The organism is Hydrogenophaga sp. BPS33, from assembly GCF_009859475.1.
Taxonomy (GTDB): Bacteria; Pseudomonadota; Gammaproteobacteria; order Burkholderiales; family Burkholderiaceae_C; genus Hydrogenophaga.
In genome coordinates, this window is record NZ_CP044549.1 from 925,210 (window position 1) to 940,651 (window position 15,442).

Genomic DNA, 15,442 nt, shown 5'->3' on the forward strand with positions numbered 1-15,442 from the left:
ATGCAGGCGGTGCATCTTTCGTCAGGGTGATGCACTTCGACTGCAGGGCTACGGCCTGTCCAACATCGAGCACCAGGTACCCGTGCGGGCCGACACGGTGTTCCAGTCTGGCTCGCTGGGCAAGATGTTCACCGCCGCTGCGCCGTTATCTGCCCGACGCGCCGCCTTCCTGGCAGGCCATCATCTGCGGCATTTGCTCAACCACACCTCGGGTTTGGGCGAGCCGCCTCTGGAGCTGCAGCGCGAGTACCGAGACGACGAGTTGGTGGCGCTGATCACCCAGACGCCCGCCCGCTTCGAGCCGGGGCAACGTTGGGAATACAGCAACGCGGGCTATGCGCTGCTGGGGCACGGTGGGACCTGGCAAGGCTTCAAGACCGAGATGCGGCGTTACGACAAGGACGGCGTCACCTTCGTGGTGCTCGCCAATGCCACCCACGCCGACGTCGAGCATCTGCTGCAAGGTGTGGCAGAGCGCTACGACGCGCGCCACCACGTGCAATCGCCGCAGCCCCGCTGAGCCGTTGCGCGCCTGGCGCGAGCGCCTCCCGCACGCCGGGCGCCACCCTCCATAAGCTGCCGGTATTGCCCATCAGATATCGGTATTTCCTTTTCGGAATTCGCCCTTCTACACTTCGTGTCGGGCCTGAGATGATTTCGCCATATTCAAATAATTAATGCGTCGTTCCATAGAGAACGGGCTCTCGCTACATTGCGAGTTTTTTTCTTTCCGGAGACACTATCCATGTACGAAATGAATTCGTTCAATTTCTTGGCTGATGGCTATCGTCAGCACCGTCGCCATATTCTTATGGGTGGAATTGCATTGGCAGTTTCTGCCATGGGCGCGCCGCATGCCATGGCGCAGGAAGCGTATCCGGCTCGGCCGGTGACTCTGCTGATTCCCTACACCGCCGGCGGTGGCAGCGACAACCTGGGCCGCCTGATGGCCACCGGGCTGGCGCGCAAGCTGGGCGGCACCTTCGTGGTGGAGAACAAGCCCGGCGGCAGCACCAACCTGGGCAATGAACTCGTCGCCCGCGCCAAACCCGATGGCTACACGCTGTTGCTCGGGCAGGTGACGATGTCGATCAATCCTTCGCTCTACAAACAATTGCGTTACGACGTTGCCAAGGATTTTGTGCCGGTCATTTACTTCGGCAGCGCTCCGGTGGTGCTGGTGACGTCGCCGAATTCGAAATCCACGACACTCAATGGCCTGATGGCGGAAATCAAGGCCAATCCCGGAAAAATGAATTTCGGCTCTGGCGGGGTCGGTACCTCGGTGCATTTGGCGGGCGAATTGTTCAAATCCAAAGCCCAGGTCGATATGACGCACGTGGCCTATCGTGGCAGCAGCCAGATGGTTGCCGATTTGATTGGCGGGCAAATCCAGATGATCTTCAACACCGCGCCGTCGGTGGTGCCCTTCATCAAGGCGGGCCAGTTGCGGGCCATTGCCGTCACCGGCGCCAAACGCCTGGCCGACCTGCCGGACGTGCCCACCTTCGCCGAGGCCGGCATGCCCTCGTTCGACGCGCCGTCCTGGTATGGCCTGATGGCACCGGCCGGCACGCCGCCGGCCATCGTGGCCCGGCTCAACCAGGCGCTCAACGAGGTACTCAAGGAGCCCGCCACGCTGGAGCGCTTGCGCCAGCTCGGCGTCGATCCGGTGGGCGGCACGTCGCGCCAGTTTGCCGACTTCATGGCGCAGCAGCAGGACACCTGGGCCAAGGTGATTCGCGACGCCAGCATTTCGATCGACGAGTGAGTGGCCACCCAGGAACCGCATGCGAGAGATGGCTATCTTGAAACCATTTGAACTGAAGGCGCGGCTGGACCAACCAGCCGAGCTGGCTCTGATCGACGTGAGCGAAGAAGGCGAGTTCGGCCTGGGCCATTTGTTTCGCGCGGTCAACGTGCCTTACAGCCGCCTGGAGCTGTTGATCCGCCCGCTGGTGCCGCGGTTGTCCTGCCCGATCGTGCTGGTGGACCATGGCAACGGCATCGCCTCCCTGGCGGCCCAAAGGCTGCGGGCGATGGGGTATGGCGCCATCGAGATCCTGGACGGCGGCACGGCAGGCTGGGCGCACGCCGGGTACCAGTTGTTCCATGGGGTCTATGTGCCCAGCAAGGCTTTTGGCGAGTGGGTGGAGCACGAGTTCGACACGCCATCGATCGATGCGCACACGCTCTCCGCGCTGCTGGAGGGGAACGAGGACGTGGTGGTGCTGGACCCGCGAACGGTCGCCGAACACGCGGTGCGCCATGTGCCTGGCGCCATCGCCTGCCCCGGTGCGGAGCTGCTCTACCGCTTCGGTGATCTCGTGCCTTCACCGCAGACGCTGGTGGTGGTGGCCTGCGGCGGGCGCACGCGCGGCATCATGGGTGCTCAATCCCTGATCACCGCCGGCGTGCCCAACCGGGTGGTCGCTCTGGCCGATGGCAACCACGGCTGGACGCTCGCGGGCCTGGCGCTCGAAGAAGGGCTTCAGCGCGCTTATGGTCGGGCCAGCGCGCAAGGCGCATCGATGGCACGCGAGCGTGCCGATGCGGTGCTGCGGCGGTACCGCATTCCTGTCGTGGACCGTGACATCCTCGCGCAATGGCTGCGAGACAACGACTCGGGCGAGCGCAGCACCTTTGCCTTTGACATTCGCGCGCACGACGAGTACCAGGCGGCGCACCTGCCCGGCACGCGCAGCGCGCCGGGTGGTCAGCTGATCCAGGCCACGGACCAATGGGTCGGCACACTGGGCGCACGCATCGTGCTGGTGGACGACGATGGTGTGCGCGCGGTCCTCACCGCTTACTGGATGGGCCTGATGGGATGGGACGTGCATGTGTTGCGCGACCATGGGACCGCCACAGGGGCAACGCACCACGACGCGGCGTCGGCAGCGGCGGGCAAGTCGGCCGCGATAACCGCCGACATGGCCGCCGACATGGCCGCACGTGTCGTGCGCGAAGCGCGCCGTGCCGAGGTGCGCGCCGAAGAGATCGAGCCGTCGCTCGCCGCGCAACAGCTGACGCGGGGCGCACTGGCCGTGTCGGTGGACAGCAGTGCGGATTATCTGAGCCGCCATCCGCGTGGCGCTCTCTGGGCCAACCGGGCGCGCCTTGGCCCGGTGGTGGAGGCCGCGAAGTCCACCTCGGCGCTGCTGCTGTTTTCGGTCGACGGCGAGAGTGCCCACCTGGCCGCGCTCGACCTGCAGGAACGGCTGGGTGCATCAGGGCCCGCGGTGCAGGTGGTGCGTGGCGGGATGGAGGCCTGGATCGAAGCGGGTCTGCCCGTGGACGCCGCGCCCGAGGACCGGCTGGCGCAGGCCGATCGCATCGACACCCTGTACTGGGCGCACGACCGCCGGCGTGGCAACCTGGAGGCCATGCGCACCTATCTGGAGTGGGAAAAACACCTGCTCGCGCAAATGGCCGCCGATGGTGTGCAGTTCACGTCGAGCGCGCGGGACGAGCGGCCGGTGACGTCGGCCATGACCAAGGATTGAGAAAGAAGGACCAAGACATGGGACAGTTCATCGACGTGCCGTCGCGCGACGGCCAAACCTTTCAGGCCTGGTTCGAAACGCCTGACGCCTCCACTGGCGCTGCGCGGCCTGCGCTGGTGTTCCTGGCCGAGGCCTACAACCTCAACGACTGGGCACGCGCCGAAGCGGCACGCTACGCGGCTCAGGGCTACACCGTGCTGGCGCCCGACCTCTACTGGCGCATCCAGCCGCATCAGTACATGCCGTACTCCAGCGAGTCGCAGGCGCGCGCACGAAGCATCTACGCGCAACTGGATTACGACGCCGCCGTCGACGACTGCGGCGCGTGCATCGACTTTCTGCGGCAACGGCCCGATGCGAACGGCAAGGTGGGTGTGGTCGGCTTCTGCATCGGAGGCAAGCTCGCCTTGCTGAGCGGTGCACGCGAATCGGCGGACGCCGTGGCGGGCTTCTACAGCATCGACCTGGAGGCGCACTTCGTCGAAGTGCCCCGCATCGCCTGCCCGGCGCTGTTCCACTTTGGCGAGACCGACGCCCGGGTGCCCGTGGCGTATGCCGACGAGATTCGTGCGCACAGCCGCGCGGGGCAGGATGTTGGCGTGCCCGTCTACGCGCAGGCGGGCCACGCCTTCTGCCGCTATGGCCAACCGCCGTACCATGAGGCCGCTGCCACGCTGGCCACGCAGCGCACCTGGGACCTTTTTGCCCGCGCGCTGCACACCACCGCCACAGCCAAACCCCCCGTCAGGACCACCGCATGAACCTCCGAGCCGAAAGACAACAACGCGTCCAGGAAACGGTCGCCTCCATCATGGCGCTGTTCCAGGGCCAGGAGCCCAATCGCGAGCTGCTCAAGCTCGCCTCGCAGCAAATGCAGCGCCTGGCGCAGGCCAGCGACCTGTTCCCACTGAGCGACTTTCCGCCGCCATCGCCCGCGTCCGGCACGACGTCGTCGCGTTACCTGCTGAGCGAACAGCCCGACCGCCAGTTCGCGCTCTATCTCAACACCATCATTCCGGGCAAGTCCACGCAGCCGCACAACCATGGCACCTGGGCAGTGATCGTTGCCCTGAGCGGGCAGGAGCTCAACCGCCTCTACCGTCGAACGGACGACGGCAGCGTGGAGGGACGCGGCACGCTGGAGCTCGAACGCGAGTTGATCGTGCAGCCGGGCCAACCCATCGAGTTCATGCCGCAGGACATCCACAGCATCCACGTGGATGGCAAGGAGACGGTGCGCCACCTGCACTTCTACGGGCGGGCCTTGGACACCTTGACCGACCGCATCGGCTTCGACCTGGAGAAGGGCACCGTGCACAACTACAACCGCAACTTCATGCGGCCCACGGTGGGGAGTGATATGTGAACTCCCCCCTGCGCTGATGCACTGAGAGCTCCCCCCTGCGCCGCTATCGCGGCGCAGGGGGGAGCTCTCAGTGCATGGTGTTCCGAGTGGTTCAGCCTTCCATCGCGCTCTCGACGACCTGGCGCGTCAGGTGCGGCTCGAGCATCTCGATGAAGTCGTAGGCGTAGTCGCGCAGGTAGTTCTTGCGGTGCAGGACCACGTAGGTCGCGTTGTCGGCAAAGAGGTGGCTCACCGGAATGGCGCGCAGGCCCGGATCGCGCGCCGGGTCGAACACGATCGCCGGAAGAATCGACACGCCCAGCCCGTGTTCGACGTAGGCCTTGACCACATCGGCGTTGGGCGCACGCAGGAACGACGGCATGTCCAGGCCCTTGGCGCGCAACGCGTTCACCACGTCCGTGCCGGTCTTGGACGGCTCGTACAACACCATCTGGTACTGCGCAATGTCGGCCAGCGACGGTTGATCGATCGTCAGGAGCGGGTGCCCAGGTGGTACCAGCAGGATCCGCTTGTAGGTGTGGCAGGCGATGGCCTGCAGTTCGGCCGTGAGCTTGCCCATCGAACTCAGGATACCGATGTCGGCGTTGGCCGCATTCAACGTCTCGATGGTCTGGCGTCCACCGCCCTGGCTCACGGTGATGCGCACGTTCGGGTACTTCCTGATGAACGCCTGCAACACGCGCGGCAATGTGAAGCGCGCCTGGGTGTGGCTGGCTGCAATGACCAGGCTGCCACTGTGATCTTGTGAGCGGTGGCGTCCGATCTCCTTGATCTCGGCGATCTCCTTGAGCGAGCGACGGGCATGTTCGATGACCGCCGCACCTTCGCTGGTGATGCCCGTGAACCGGTTCCGCTGCCGCGTAAAAATGGCAAACCCCAGCTCCTCTTCCAGTTGCCGAATCTGCGTGCTGATGCCCGGCTGGGAAGTGTGCAGTGCCTGCGCCGCCTTGGAGACGTTCAGGTCCATTTGCGCGACTTCGCAGACGTAGCGAAGTTGTTGGATATTCATCGAGCTACCTCACAGCACCCCGCGCGTCCACGCGGATCACGCGTTCCACCGTCCCCTCCACCAAACCGCCGCGCACGCCCAGCAGCACGTCGTGCAGGTTGACCGTCGGGTCGCAATGCCCTGGCACGAGCCAGACCGTGTCGCCCAGTGATGGGAGCGGATGGCCGGCATGGGCTGCGCGCAGCACACCGTGTTCGTCACCGCCGTTGGCGAACACCAACCCCGGTGGGCTCCAGACCATGGGCATGCCGCTGTCGATGGCGTGGCTCTTGTGTCCCGCATCGCATACCGCGTGTTGCGGGCCACGGCTCATCACCTGGGTTTTCAGGAACAGCGCGTGTTCGAACAGCGGCGCCAGCGGCGCGGCCTCGTTGCGGGCGTAGTCCGCGTCCATGAACAGGTAGGAGCCCACCTGCAACTCGCCCCAGACGCGGCTGGCGGTCTCCAGCGTGAAGGTGCCGGTGCCCGCGCCGGTGATCAGCGGCACCTCGAAGCCCGCGGCCAACAGGCGCTCGCGGGTGAGCGCGGCTCCCCAGGCCGCTTCGGCGATGGCCCGCGCGCGCTCGGCCGGGTCGCGCCGGTGCTGGGCGCCGCCGTGGTAGGCCTGAAGCCCACCAAAACGCAGCACCGGATGTTGCGCAATCAGCCGCACCAGATCCACCGCCGCTTCGCCAGGGGGCACGCCGCACCGGCCCTGGCCCACGTCGATCTCCACGAGCACGTCGATGCGCGCTTCGCCGTCCACCCGCGCGGCGGTCAAGGCCTCCACCAGGCGCGTCACGCCCACGGCGTTGTCCACCGCGATGCCAAAGCGCGTCGGCAGCTCGCGCACCGCCCGCGCCAGGCGCTCCAGCTTGGCCTGGGCGATCACCTGGTTGGTGATGGTGATGTCGGTCACGCCGGCCAGGGCCAGCGCAATGGCTTCGTCGGTCTTCTGCACGCAGACGCCGACCGCCCCGTGCGCCATCTGCAGGCGCGCGAGCTCGGCGCTCTTGTGCATCTTGGCGTGGGGCCGCAGGCGCAGCTTGTGCGCGCGGGCATAGGCGGCCATGTGCGCGAGGTTGCGCTCCATGGCGTCGAGGTCCACCACCAGCGCGGGCGTGTCGATGCGGGCCACGCTCTGGCCCACCTGGCTCTGGGCATGGAGCCACTGCGCCAACGGCGTCGGGGGTTCAGGCGCTGCGTTCATCAAGCGATGCTTCCGATTGCAGATGCAAGGTGTCGGCCCAGCCCACCAGCGTCAGCCCTTCGGGCGACCACAGCAGCCGGTTGATGGCGGCGTTGGGGAGTTCCCAGCTTCTGGGTGCGGTGAGTTCCAGTCTCGTGGCCGCGCGGTACAGGATGTCCATCACCCCTCCGTGCGCCACCAACAGCACCTGCTCGCCCGGGTGGCGCGAGGCCAGGTCCAGCACGGTCGGAATGATGCGCCGTTGCAATTGCTCCAGCGACTCCCCGCCAGCGGGCGCGAAATCGGGCATGCGCTTGCGCCAGGCCAGGGCCTCGGCCGGCCAGCGGCGTTCGAGTTCGGCCCAGCTCAAGCCCTCGAAACGGCCGAAATGGCGCTCGCGCAAACCCTTGTGCGGCGCCACCTCCAGCCCCTTGAGGCGGCCCACGGCCTGCGCGGTGTCGAAGGCACGGCCGAGGTCGCTGGCGTAGACCGCCGCGATGGGTTCGTCGCGCAGCGCCAGGGCCAGTTGCTCGGCCTGCCAACGCCCCTTTTCGTTGAGCGCGATGTCCGTGTGGCCTTGAATGCGACCGTCGACGTTCCAGGCGGTTTCGCCGTGGCGCACGGCAAGAATGCGGGTGACTTGCAAAGAATTTCCTCGTGTGCGGAAAGAGGGGATTCCTGACTGTACCCGCGAGACAGACGCTCCGGAATCTTCGCGGCCACCGACGCCGTTTGCGACAATGGTCGCATGCATGCCATGTCACCGTCGTCGTCCCCGTCGGACGGGGATTTCTCCACACTGTTCAATTTCCTGCCGATCGGGGCCTACCGCTGCGCGCCCGACGGCAGTGTCCTGCGTGCCAACCAGGCGCTGGCGGAGCTCAACGGCTACGACAGCGAGACGGCGCTGGTGGCCCATCTCCAGGACATCGGACGCGAGTGGTATGTCGACCCGCAGCGCCGCACCGAATTCCAGGCGCTGCTCGCGCGCGACGGTTTTGTGCGGGGCTTTGTCTCCGAGGTCTACCGCCACCGCACCCGGGAGAAGCTCTGGGTCAGCGAGAACGCACACGGTGTGCGCGACGCCCATGGCGTGCTGCACTACTACGAAGGCACGGTCGAGGACATCACCGCGCACGTGCGGGATCAAAAGGCCCTGCAAGATGGTGTGGAGCAACTTCGACTCATCACGTCCCAGGTGCCCGGCGCGGTGTTCGCGGTGCACGTGCGGCACGATGGCACACGCGAATACCGTTTTCTGAGCGCCGGCATCCGGGACATCTACGGCTTCGAAGCCGAGGACCTGATGCGCACCCCCACGCTGCTGGCGCGCTACTTCCACCCCGAAGACCAGTCCATGCTGGAGCGGGACCGCCAAGCCATTCTGGCCGGCCAGGGCAACCTGGAGACCGAGTTCCGCGTGGTATTGCCCGACGGCCGGATCAAGTGGATCTGCAACCGCTCGTGCGCGGTGTCCGCCGACGAGGCCGGCTTTCTGCGGGTGGGCGTCTTGCTCGACATCACCGACCGCAAGGAGGCCGAAGCGGCGCTGCGCGACAGCGAAGCGCTGTGGAAGCTGGCGCTGGAGAGCACCGGCGATGGCGTGTGGGACTGGAACCTGGTGACCGACAAGGAGTACTTCTCCCAGGGCATGAAGGGCATGTTCGGCTACGACGAGGCGGACGACGTCGACCTGTCGCACGCACTGGACGCCAACACCCATCCCGACGACGTGGCGCAGATGTGGCAGGACCGCCAGCGGCACTTCGACGGCGTGGCCGACGCGTACCGCAACGAGCGCCGCATCCGCTGCAAGGACGGCAGCTGGAAGTGGGTGCTCTCGCGTGGGGTGGTGCTCGCGCGCGATGACGGTGGCAAGCCGCTGCGCATGATCGGGACGCACACCGACATCACCGAACACAAGAACGCCGAGTCCCAGCACCGTGCGCTGGAGGCGCAGCTGCGCGAATCCCAGAAGATGGAAGCGATCGGCACGCTGGCGGGCGGCGTTGCGCACGACTTCAACAACCTGCTGGCCGCCATCCTGGGCAACCTGGTGCTGGCGCGCGAAGACGTCGGTGAAGGCCACGCCGCACAGGAGAGCCTGGCCGAGATCCACCGCGCGGCCATTCGCGCGCGGCAACTGGTGCAACAGATCCTGACCTTCAGCCGCCGGCAGACCCAGGAAATGCTGCACCAGCCGCTCACGCCACTGGTGGAGGAAGCCTTGCGCCTCATGCGCTCCTTGCTGCCCGCCGGCCTCAGGCTCGAGGTGCGCCTGCCCAGTGCCGCATTGCCGGTGCTGGTCGATGCCACGCAGATGCAGCAGGTGTTGATGAACCTCTGCGCCAACGCCTGGCAGGCCATGGAAGGCGGCAGCGGCGACATCACCGTGGCCCTGGGCGAGGTGCTGGTGGATGCCTCACAAGGCTTGCAGTTCGGCGGGCTTGCCGGCGGCGCCTACGCGTGCCTGAGCGTGGCCGACAACGGACCGGGCATGGACGAGGCCACGCGAGAGCGCATCTTCGAGCCCTTCTTCACCACCAAGGCACCGGGCACGGGCACGGGCCTGGGGCTGGCGGTGGTGCATGGCATCGTCAAGGCCCATCGGGGTTCCATCCTGGTGCACAGCCGTCCCGGCGAAGGCGCCCGGTTCGACGTCTACCTGCCCCTGGCCTCGGCCGTCGCGCAGGAGGCCACGCCCGGCGTGGCGCAGACCCCGGCCGTGGCCCCGCCGCCCGCGGCGGCACCGGGCAAGCACGTGGTCTACATCGACGACTACGAGGCGCTGGTGTTTCTGGTCGGGCGGTTGTTGCGCAAGCAGGGCTACCGCACCCACACCTTCGAATCGGGCGAGGCGGCCGTGGTCTGGTTGCGCGAGAACCCGGACGATCCCGTGGACCTGATCGTGACCGACCAGAACATGCCGGGCATGTCCGGCATCGACGTGGCGCGCGAAGCCCGCCGCATGCGTCCTGGCCAGCGCGTGGCCATCGTCTCGGGACATATCAGCGACCGGTTGCTGGCCGAAGCGAGCGCAGCCGGTGTGCGCGACGTGATGGCCAAGCAGGACCGCATGGACGCATTGGGGCAGGCCATCCACGACCTGCTGCTGGAGCCCTCTTCAACCTGAACGGTGGGCGTAAGAGGCGTAAGAGGTGTTCTCAGCGCGGCACTTCGACGTTCACCTGGCGCACGCCTTCCGGTGGCGCGGGGAAATCGCGCAGCGCCGCATCGAGCATGGCCGACCACAGGCCCGGGGTGCTGTTCCAGCGGCCGTCGTGCGCGGCACGGGTTTCGTACACCACCTTGCCGCTCGAGGCGTGGCGGATCACGAGCGAGAGTTCGCGCTGGTAGTAGGGCGACTCCATCATCATGCGCGGGTACATCGGCATCCAGATCACCTGGCCTTGCCCGGTCACCACGTAGTCGCGCCCCGGCAGCCCGTACCCGAAGCCCGGACCCCAATAACCGCCCCAGTACCCACCCCACGGATCGTCCCAGGGCGCGCGCGGCAACCGCAAGGTGTTGGCATCCACCTGCACCGTCCAGGGCGAGGCCGTGCCGGCGGCGGCGAGCGTCCAGCCCACCTTGGCCAGCGCCTGGGCGGTGAGGTTCTCCAACTCGTCCTGGCCCGTGGACACCCGGCCCTCCTTCTGCGAGGGCAGGCGATCGAAGCGGTAGATCTGCGGCGCCTGCGGCACCGTGACGGGTGTGCCTGGCTTGACGCCGGGTTGGTCGGCCCAGCGGGCAAAACTCTGCACCTGGTTGTCCACCAGGTAGACGCTGGCGCAGCCGCTGAGGACCAGCACGGCGGCGGCAAGGCCCAGGCGCTGGAGGGTTCGGATCGATCGATGGATGTTCATGGTGCCTCCTGGAGGCGGCCGCACGGGGTCGAAGCCGGGTCAGTGCGCCGCCGCAATGCGTACGACCTTGGTGGTGGCGCTTGCGTTCCCTTCGAATGTGCCGTTTTCCGGCCCCGCCACGGCGGTGGGCTTGGGCAAAGGTTCTTCGTCGAACGCCTTGTCGCCATCTTCGTTGGCTTCGCCGGTGGCCTGGATGGTTTCAAAAGGAAACAGCGAGCGGTCCATCAGGTGGCTGGGCACGATGTTCTGCAGCGCCGTGAACATGTTCGCCACGCGGCCGGGAAAACGCTTCTCCCAGTCCTTGAGCATCAGCCCGACCTGCTTGCGTTGCAGGTTCTCCTGGCTGCCGCAGAGCGTGCAGGGAATGATGGGGAATTGGCGGACTTCGGCCCAGCGGGCCAGGTCGGTCTCGGGCACGTAAGCCATGGGGCGGATCACCACGTGCCGGCCGTCGTCGCTCACCAGCTTGGGCGGCATGCCCTTGAGCTTGGCGCCGAAAAACATGTTGAGCATGAGGGTCTGCAGGATGTCGTCGCGGTGGTGGCCGAGCGCGATCTTGGTCGCGCCCAGTTCGCTGGCCACGCGGTACAGGATGCCGCGGCGCAACCGGCTGCACAGGCTGCACATGGTCTTGCCCTCGGGGATCACGCGTTTGACGATGGAGTACGTGTCCTGGTTCTCGATGTGGAATTTCACCCCCAGCTTCGTGAGGTAGGCGGGCAGGATGTCGGCCGGAAAGCCCGGTTGCTTCTGGTCGAGGTTGACCACGATGAGTTCGAAGTGGATCGGCGCGCGCGCCTGCAGCTTCTGCAGGATGTCGAGCATGCCGTAGCTGTCCTTGCCACCGGAGAGGCAGACCATCACGCGGTCGCCTTCTTCGATCATGTTGTAGTCGACGATGGCGCGGCCGACTTCGCGGCACAGGCGTTTTTCGAGTTTGCGGTTTTCGAATTCGATGTCCATGGTGGCAAGCAATCAGTCGTTCGGCACGCCATCGCGGGCGCGGGTCCATATTGTCGGTTGCCCGGGCATTCCCGGGGTGGCACAGGCCGATTGTCGCCGCCGCCGGCCAAGGCGCCGCCGCCTCAGCGGCGCAGGGGGGTGTTTTCCAGCCTGCACCGCGCCTGTTCGCGCAGCGCGTCGAGAAGGACCCGGGCGCCCGCCGACGGTTCGGCGCCGCGCCGCACCGTGAGTCCCACGGCACCGTTGGTGCCACCCCGGGGCAGGCGCAGGCGCACCGGGGCGAAGGGGCGCAAGCTCTCGATGAGTCCTTCGGGTGCGAACCAGATCGCATCGGTCTGGCGCACCATCTGCAGGGAGAACGCGGCGTCGAGCGTGTCGACGACGGTTTCCGGCAACGCCACCCGATGCGTCACGAGGAACGCGTCCACCGTGCGGCGGATCGGCGTGCCGGCGGACGGCAGGATCAGCGTGTAGCGCGACAGCGCCGCAGGCGCGACCTTGCGGCTCGCGGCCAGGGGATGCCCGGGCCGTGCCAACGCGACCAAGTCTTCCGAGTAGAGATGTTCGAATTCCAGATCCATCATGTCGGAGGGCTCGGCGAGGCGGCCGAACACCATGTCCAGTTCCCCTTGGCGCAGGCGCGCCATGAGCTGGGCATTGGTGCCGCCGGCCACGCGGATGTACACGCTGGGCAGCGCGGTGCGCAGGGTCTCGATGGCGCGCGGCAGCAGCGTGGCCGACACATTCGGCAAGGCCCCGATGGACACCGTGGTCTGGTGCGACTGCGGTTGGCCGGCCGCCGCGTCCAGCCCTTCTCGCAGGTTGCGCAGGCCCGCGCCGGCATGGTCCAGCAGCACCTTGCCCGCGGGCGTGAGCGCCACACCGCGCCCATGGCGCTCCAGCAAGGGCCGGCCCACGATGGCTTCGAGCTCGGCGATGGTCTTCGACACGGCGGGCTGCGTGAGCGCCAGCTTTTGCGCCGCCCGCACCATGCTCAGCTCCTGCCCGATCACCACCAGGCAGTGCAGATGGCGCAATTTGATCCGGGAAATGTTCATGGCACAAGCCTCGTCCAAGGAAATCGATGCTTCGAGGTATGAATAAATGGAATACGTTTTCGCCGAATGCTCAATTGTGCCCAAAGGCCCGCGACAGTAGCCTTGCGGCTTTCGACCGGCGACCCGTTCCGTGGCGGCGCTGGGAATTCCAGGAGACCTTCATGCCGCATTCCAACCGACGCGCCGCCTTGGCGCTCACCCTGCTGGCCACCGCTGCCGGCCTCACCGGTTTTTCTGCCCACGCCCAGGCATGGCCCAGCAAGCCGGTCACGCTGACCGTGGGCAGCGCTGCGGGAAGTGCGCCGGACATCTATGCCCGTGTCATCGCCGAGCAGCTGCAGCGACAGACCGGCGGCGTCTTCGTGGTGGACAACAAGCCCGGCGCGAACGGCAACCTCGCTGCCGAGACGGTGTTGCGCACGGCCGCGGACGGACACACATTGCTGATCGGCACGCAGTCGCAAATGACGATCAACCCTTCGGCTTATTCGAACCTGCGTTGGAAGGCGAGCGACTTCCGTCCTCTGGTCAAAGGCGTGGAGTCGCCGATGGTGCTGGTGACGCACCCAACGGTTGGCGCGAAGAACTTTGCCGAACTCAAGAGCTGGATCGCCCGCCACAAGGGCCAGGCGCAATACGCGTCGTTCAGCCCCGGAACGCCGTCCCACTTTCTCGGCTACCAGCTGAACGAACGGCTGCAGGCCGACATGGTGCACATCCCGTACAAAGGCTCGTCGCCCCAGGTGACCGACCTGATGGCGGGCCAGGTGCCCCTGGGCTTCACGCAGATGGCGGTGGCCGTACCGCAGATCCAGGCCGGCAAGCTGGTGCCGATCGCGGTCACCGGCGCACAGCGTGCCAGTGCACTGGCCCAGGTGCCCACCCTGGCCGAACTGGGCCTTGGCGACCTGACCGCCAGTGTGTGGTTCGGGGTGTTCGCTCCCGCTGGCGTGCCCAGACCGGTCTCGGATGCCATCCTGTCCGCGCTGCGCAAGGCGCACTCCGAGGCGGCTGTGCGCGCGAAGCTGGAGGCGCAGAGTTTTGAAGTGCCCGACGAGAGTGGTGCCGCGTTTGAAAAGAATCTGGCCGCCGAAACGGCCAAATGGGCCCGCGTGGTGAAAGCCACCGGGTTCCGCGCCAATGACTGAAACCGTTGAGAACGCCGGGGCCGCGCGCCCCAACGTGGTCTTCATCGTGGCCGACGACCTGGGCTATGCCGACCTGGGCTGCTACGGTGGTCGTGACGCGTCCTTCGGCCGCGTCTCGCCTGTGCTTGATGGCCTGGCCGCCAACGGCCTGCGGTTCACGCAGGGGTACTCGAACTCACCGGTGTGTTCGCCCACGCGCTTCGCCCTGGCCACGGCGCGTTACCAGTACCGCTTGCGCGGTGGCGCGGACGAACCCATCAACAGCCGCTCGCGCGGCAGCAGCGTGCTGGGCCTGCCGCCCTCGCAGCCGACCGTCGCCTCTCTGTTGAAGAACGTGGGCTACCGCACGGCCCTCATGGGCAAGTGGCACCTGGGCTACCCGCCGCACTTCGGCCCCTTGCGCTCGGGCTACGAGGAATACTTCGGCCCGATGTCCGGCGGCGTCGACTACTGGACCCACTGCAGCGGTGGCGGCGCGCACGACCTGTGGTTCGGCGAGGAAGAGCGCCAGGAGGAGGGCTACCTCACCGATCTGATCTCCCGCCGCTCGGTGGACTACATCGAGCGCATGGCGCAGCACCGCGAGCAGCCGTTCTTTCTGAGCGTGCACTACACGGCGCCACACTGGCCCTGGGAAACGCGTGACGAACCGCAGGTGAGCCAGGCGGTGGCGGGCCAGCTGTTTCACCTGGACGGCGGCAACGTCGACACCTACCGCCGCATGATCCACCACATGGACGAGGGCATCGGCTGGATCATGGACGCCTTGCGCCGCCATGGCCTGGAGCGCGACACCCTGGTGATCTTCACCAGCGACAACGGCGGCGAGCGCTTCTCGGACAGCTGGCCCTTGGTGGGCGGCAAGATGGACCTCACCGAAGGCGGCATTCGCGTGCCCTGGATCGCGCACTGGCCTGCTGCCGTGCGCGCGGGCGGCGTGTCCGCCCAGCATTGCATGACCATGGACTGGTCGGCCACCGTGCTGGACGCGGCCGGCGTGGCGCCCGATGCGGACCATCCGCTGGACGGCGTGTCGCTGTTGGACGTGTTGCGCGAGCCCGCCCAGACCTTCGAGCGCGCGCTCTACTGGCGCATGAAGCACCGCCAGCAGCGCGCGCTGCGCCGAGGCGACTGGAAGTACCTGCGGGTCGACGAGCACGACTACCTGTTCAACCTCGCGCGCGACGAGCGCGAGCGCGCGAACCAGGCCGCGCGCGATCCCGAGCGGCTGGCCGCGATGCGCGCGGACTGGGAGCGCTGGAGCGAGACCGTGCCGCCGATTCCCGAGGACGCAGCGGTGCACACGGGCTACTCAACCAAGGATATGCCGGCGCGTTGAGCGGCGCAGGGGGCGTGGG

14 protein-coding genes are annotated in these 15,442 nt (G+C 67.0%); 8 read left to right on the top strand and 6 right to left on the bottom strand.

What is annotated here, in order from left to right; translation table 11 throughout:
- Window positions 1-13: 13 nt before the first annotated feature.
- The 5 genes from F9K07_RS04475 (at window position 14) to F9K07_RS04495 (ending at window position 4,872) form a co-directional block, all read left to right on the top strand.
- Entirely contained in the window at window positions 14-520 is a 507-nt protein-coding gene (locus F9K07_RS04475) for a serine hydrolase domain-containing protein (protein ID WP_159596813.1), read from the top strand.
- A gap of 306 nt (window positions 521-826) precedes the next feature.
- Window positions 827-1,771, top strand: a complete 945-nt coding sequence (locus F9K07_RS04480; RefSeq protein WP_236581794.1) for a Bug family tripartite tricarboxylate transporter substrate binding protein — start codon at window positions 827-829, stop codon at window positions 1,769-1,771.
- A 37-nt stretch (window positions 1,772-1,808) separates the two neighbouring features.
- Window positions 1,809-3,506 (top strand): rhodanese-like domain-containing protein, encoded by a 1,698-nt coding sequence (locus F9K07_RS04485; RefSeq protein WP_159589785.1) that lies wholly within the window; start codon window positions 1,809-1,811, stop codon window positions 3,504-3,506.
- A 17-nt stretch (window positions 3,507-3,523) separates the two neighbouring features.
- Window positions 3,524-4,267 (top strand): dienelactone hydrolase family protein, encoded by a 744-nt coding sequence (locus F9K07_RS04490; protein WP_159589787.1) that lies wholly within the window; start codon window positions 3,524-3,526, stop codon window positions 4,265-4,267.
- Complete coding sequence (locus F9K07_RS04495) at window positions 4,264-4,872, top strand: cysteine dioxygenase family protein (RefSeq protein ID WP_159589789.1); 609 nt, start codon at window positions 4,264-4,266, stop codon at window positions 4,870-4,872. Before F9K07_RS04490 ends, F9K07_RS04495 begins: the two co-directional genes overlap by 4 nt.
- Window positions 4,873-4,963: 91 nt before the next feature.
- Here F9K07_RS04495 and F9K07_RS04500 read toward each other — a convergent pair whose 3' ends face one another.
- The 3 genes from F9K07_RS04500 to F9K07_RS04510 are packed head-to-tail and all read right to left on the bottom strand — an operon-like array spanning window position 4,964 to window position 7,695.
- Complete coding sequence (locus tag F9K07_RS04500; protein WP_159589791.1) at window positions 4,964-5,881, bottom strand: LysR substrate-binding domain-containing protein; 918 nt, start codon at window positions 5,879-5,881, stop codon at window positions 4,964-4,966.
- Window positions 5,882-5,885: 4 nt separating this feature from the next.
- Window positions 5,886-7,070 (bottom strand): DSD1 family PLP-dependent enzyme, encoded by a 1,185-nt coding sequence (locus tag F9K07_RS04505; RefSeq protein ID WP_159589793.1) that lies wholly within the window; start codon window positions 7,068-7,070, stop codon window positions 5,886-5,888.
- On the bottom strand, window positions 7,054-7,695 hold the full coding sequence (locus tag F9K07_RS04510; protein WP_159589795.1) for a histidine phosphatase family protein: 642 nt from the start codon (window positions 7,693-7,695) through the stop codon (window positions 7,054-7,056). The genes F9K07_RS04505 and F9K07_RS04510 overlap by 17 nt, the downstream gene beginning before the upstream one ends.
- Window positions 7,696-7,797: 102 nt before the next feature.
- On the opposite strand from F9K07_RS04510, the gene F9K07_RS04515 reads away from it, so the two are divergent.
- On the top strand, window positions 7,798-10,182 hold the full coding sequence (locus tag F9K07_RS04515) for a hybrid sensor histidine kinase/response regulator (protein WP_159589797.1): 2,385 nt from the start codon (window positions 7,798-7,800) through the stop codon (window positions 10,180-10,182).
- Between the two features lie 31 nt (window positions 10,183-10,213).
- On the opposite strand, the gene F9K07_RS04520 is transcribed toward F9K07_RS04515, so the two are convergent.
- The 3 genes from F9K07_RS04520 to F9K07_RS04530 form a co-directional block, all read right to left on the bottom strand.
- Window positions 10,214-10,915: a hypothetical protein gene (locus F9K07_RS04520; RefSeq protein ID WP_159589799.1), complete on the bottom strand. Its 702-nt coding sequence runs from the start codon at window positions 10,913-10,915 to the stop codon at window positions 10,214-10,216.
- Window positions 10,916-10,954: 39 nt separating this feature from the next.
- Window positions 10,955-11,878 carry a tRNA 2-thiocytidine(32) synthetase TtcA gene (gene ttcA, locus F9K07_RS04525; RefSeq protein ID WP_159589801.1) on the bottom strand — a complete coding sequence of 308 codons (924 nt, stop codon included), beginning with the start codon at window positions 11,876-11,878 and terminating at the stop codon, window positions 10,955-10,957.
- A gap of 122 nt (window positions 11,879-12,000) precedes the next feature.
- Window positions 12,001-12,936: a LysR substrate-binding domain-containing protein gene (locus tag F9K07_RS04530; RefSeq protein ID WP_159589803.1), complete on the bottom strand. Its 936-nt coding sequence runs from the start codon at window positions 12,934-12,936 to the stop codon at window positions 12,001-12,003.
- A gap of 161 nt (window positions 12,937-13,097) precedes the next feature.
- On the opposite strand from F9K07_RS04530, the gene F9K07_RS04535 reads away from it, so the two are divergent.
- Both F9K07_RS04535 and F9K07_RS04540 read left to right on the top strand, forming a co-directional pair.
- On the top strand, window positions 13,098-14,084 hold the full coding sequence (locus F9K07_RS04535) for a Bug family tripartite tricarboxylate transporter substrate binding protein (protein ID WP_159589805.1): 987 nt from the start codon (window positions 13,098-13,100) through the stop codon (window positions 14,082-14,084).
- On the top strand, window positions 14,077-15,423 hold the full coding sequence (locus tag F9K07_RS04540) for a sulfatase family protein (RefSeq protein WP_159589807.1): 1,347 nt from the start codon (window positions 14,077-14,079) through the stop codon (window positions 15,421-15,423). Before F9K07_RS04535 ends, F9K07_RS04540 begins: the two co-directional genes overlap by 8 nt.
- Window positions 15,424-15,442: the final 19 nt, after the last annotated feature.

Bases quoted from the DNA above. Each gene is read 5' to 3' on its own strand.
- F9K07_RS04515 (WP_159589797.1), top strand. From the start codon at position 7,798: ATGCATGCCATGTCACCGTCGTCGTCCCCGTCGGACGGGGATTTCTCC.
- F9K07_RS04500 (WP_159589791.1), bottom strand. From the start codon at position 5,881: ATGAATATCCAACAACTTCGCTACGTCTGCGAAGTCGCGCAAATGGAC.
- F9K07_RS04490 (WP_159589787.1), top strand. From the start codon at position 3,524: ATGGGACAGTTCATCGACGTGCCGTCGCGCGACGGCCAAACCTTTCAG.
- F9K07_RS04530 (WP_159589803.1), bottom strand. From the start codon at position 12,936: ATGAACATTTCCCGGATCAAATTGCGCCATCTGCACTGCCTGGTGGTG.
- F9K07_RS04535 (WP_159589805.1), top strand. From the start codon at position 13,098: ATGCCGCATTCCAACCGACGCGCCGCCTTGGCGCTCACCCTGCTGGCC.
- F9K07_RS04505 (WP_159589793.1), bottom strand. From the start codon at position 7,070: ATGAACGCAGCGCCTGAACCCCCGACGCCGTTGGCGCAGTGGCTCCAT.
- ttcA (WP_159589801.1), bottom strand. From the start codon at position 11,878: ATGGACATCGAATTCGAAAACCGCAAACTCGAAAAACGCCTGTGCCGC.
- F9K07_RS04540 (WP_159589807.1), top strand. From the start codon at position 14,077: ATGACTGAAACCGTTGAGAACGCCGGGGCCGCGCGCCCCAACGTGGTC.
- F9K07_RS04520 (WP_159589799.1), bottom strand. From the start codon at position 10,915: ATGAACATCCATCGATCGATCCGAACCCTCCAGCGCCTGGGCCTTGCC.
- F9K07_RS04495 (WP_159589789.1), top strand. From the start codon at position 4,264: ATGAACCTCCGAGCCGAAAGACAACAACGCGTCCAGGAAACGGTCGCC.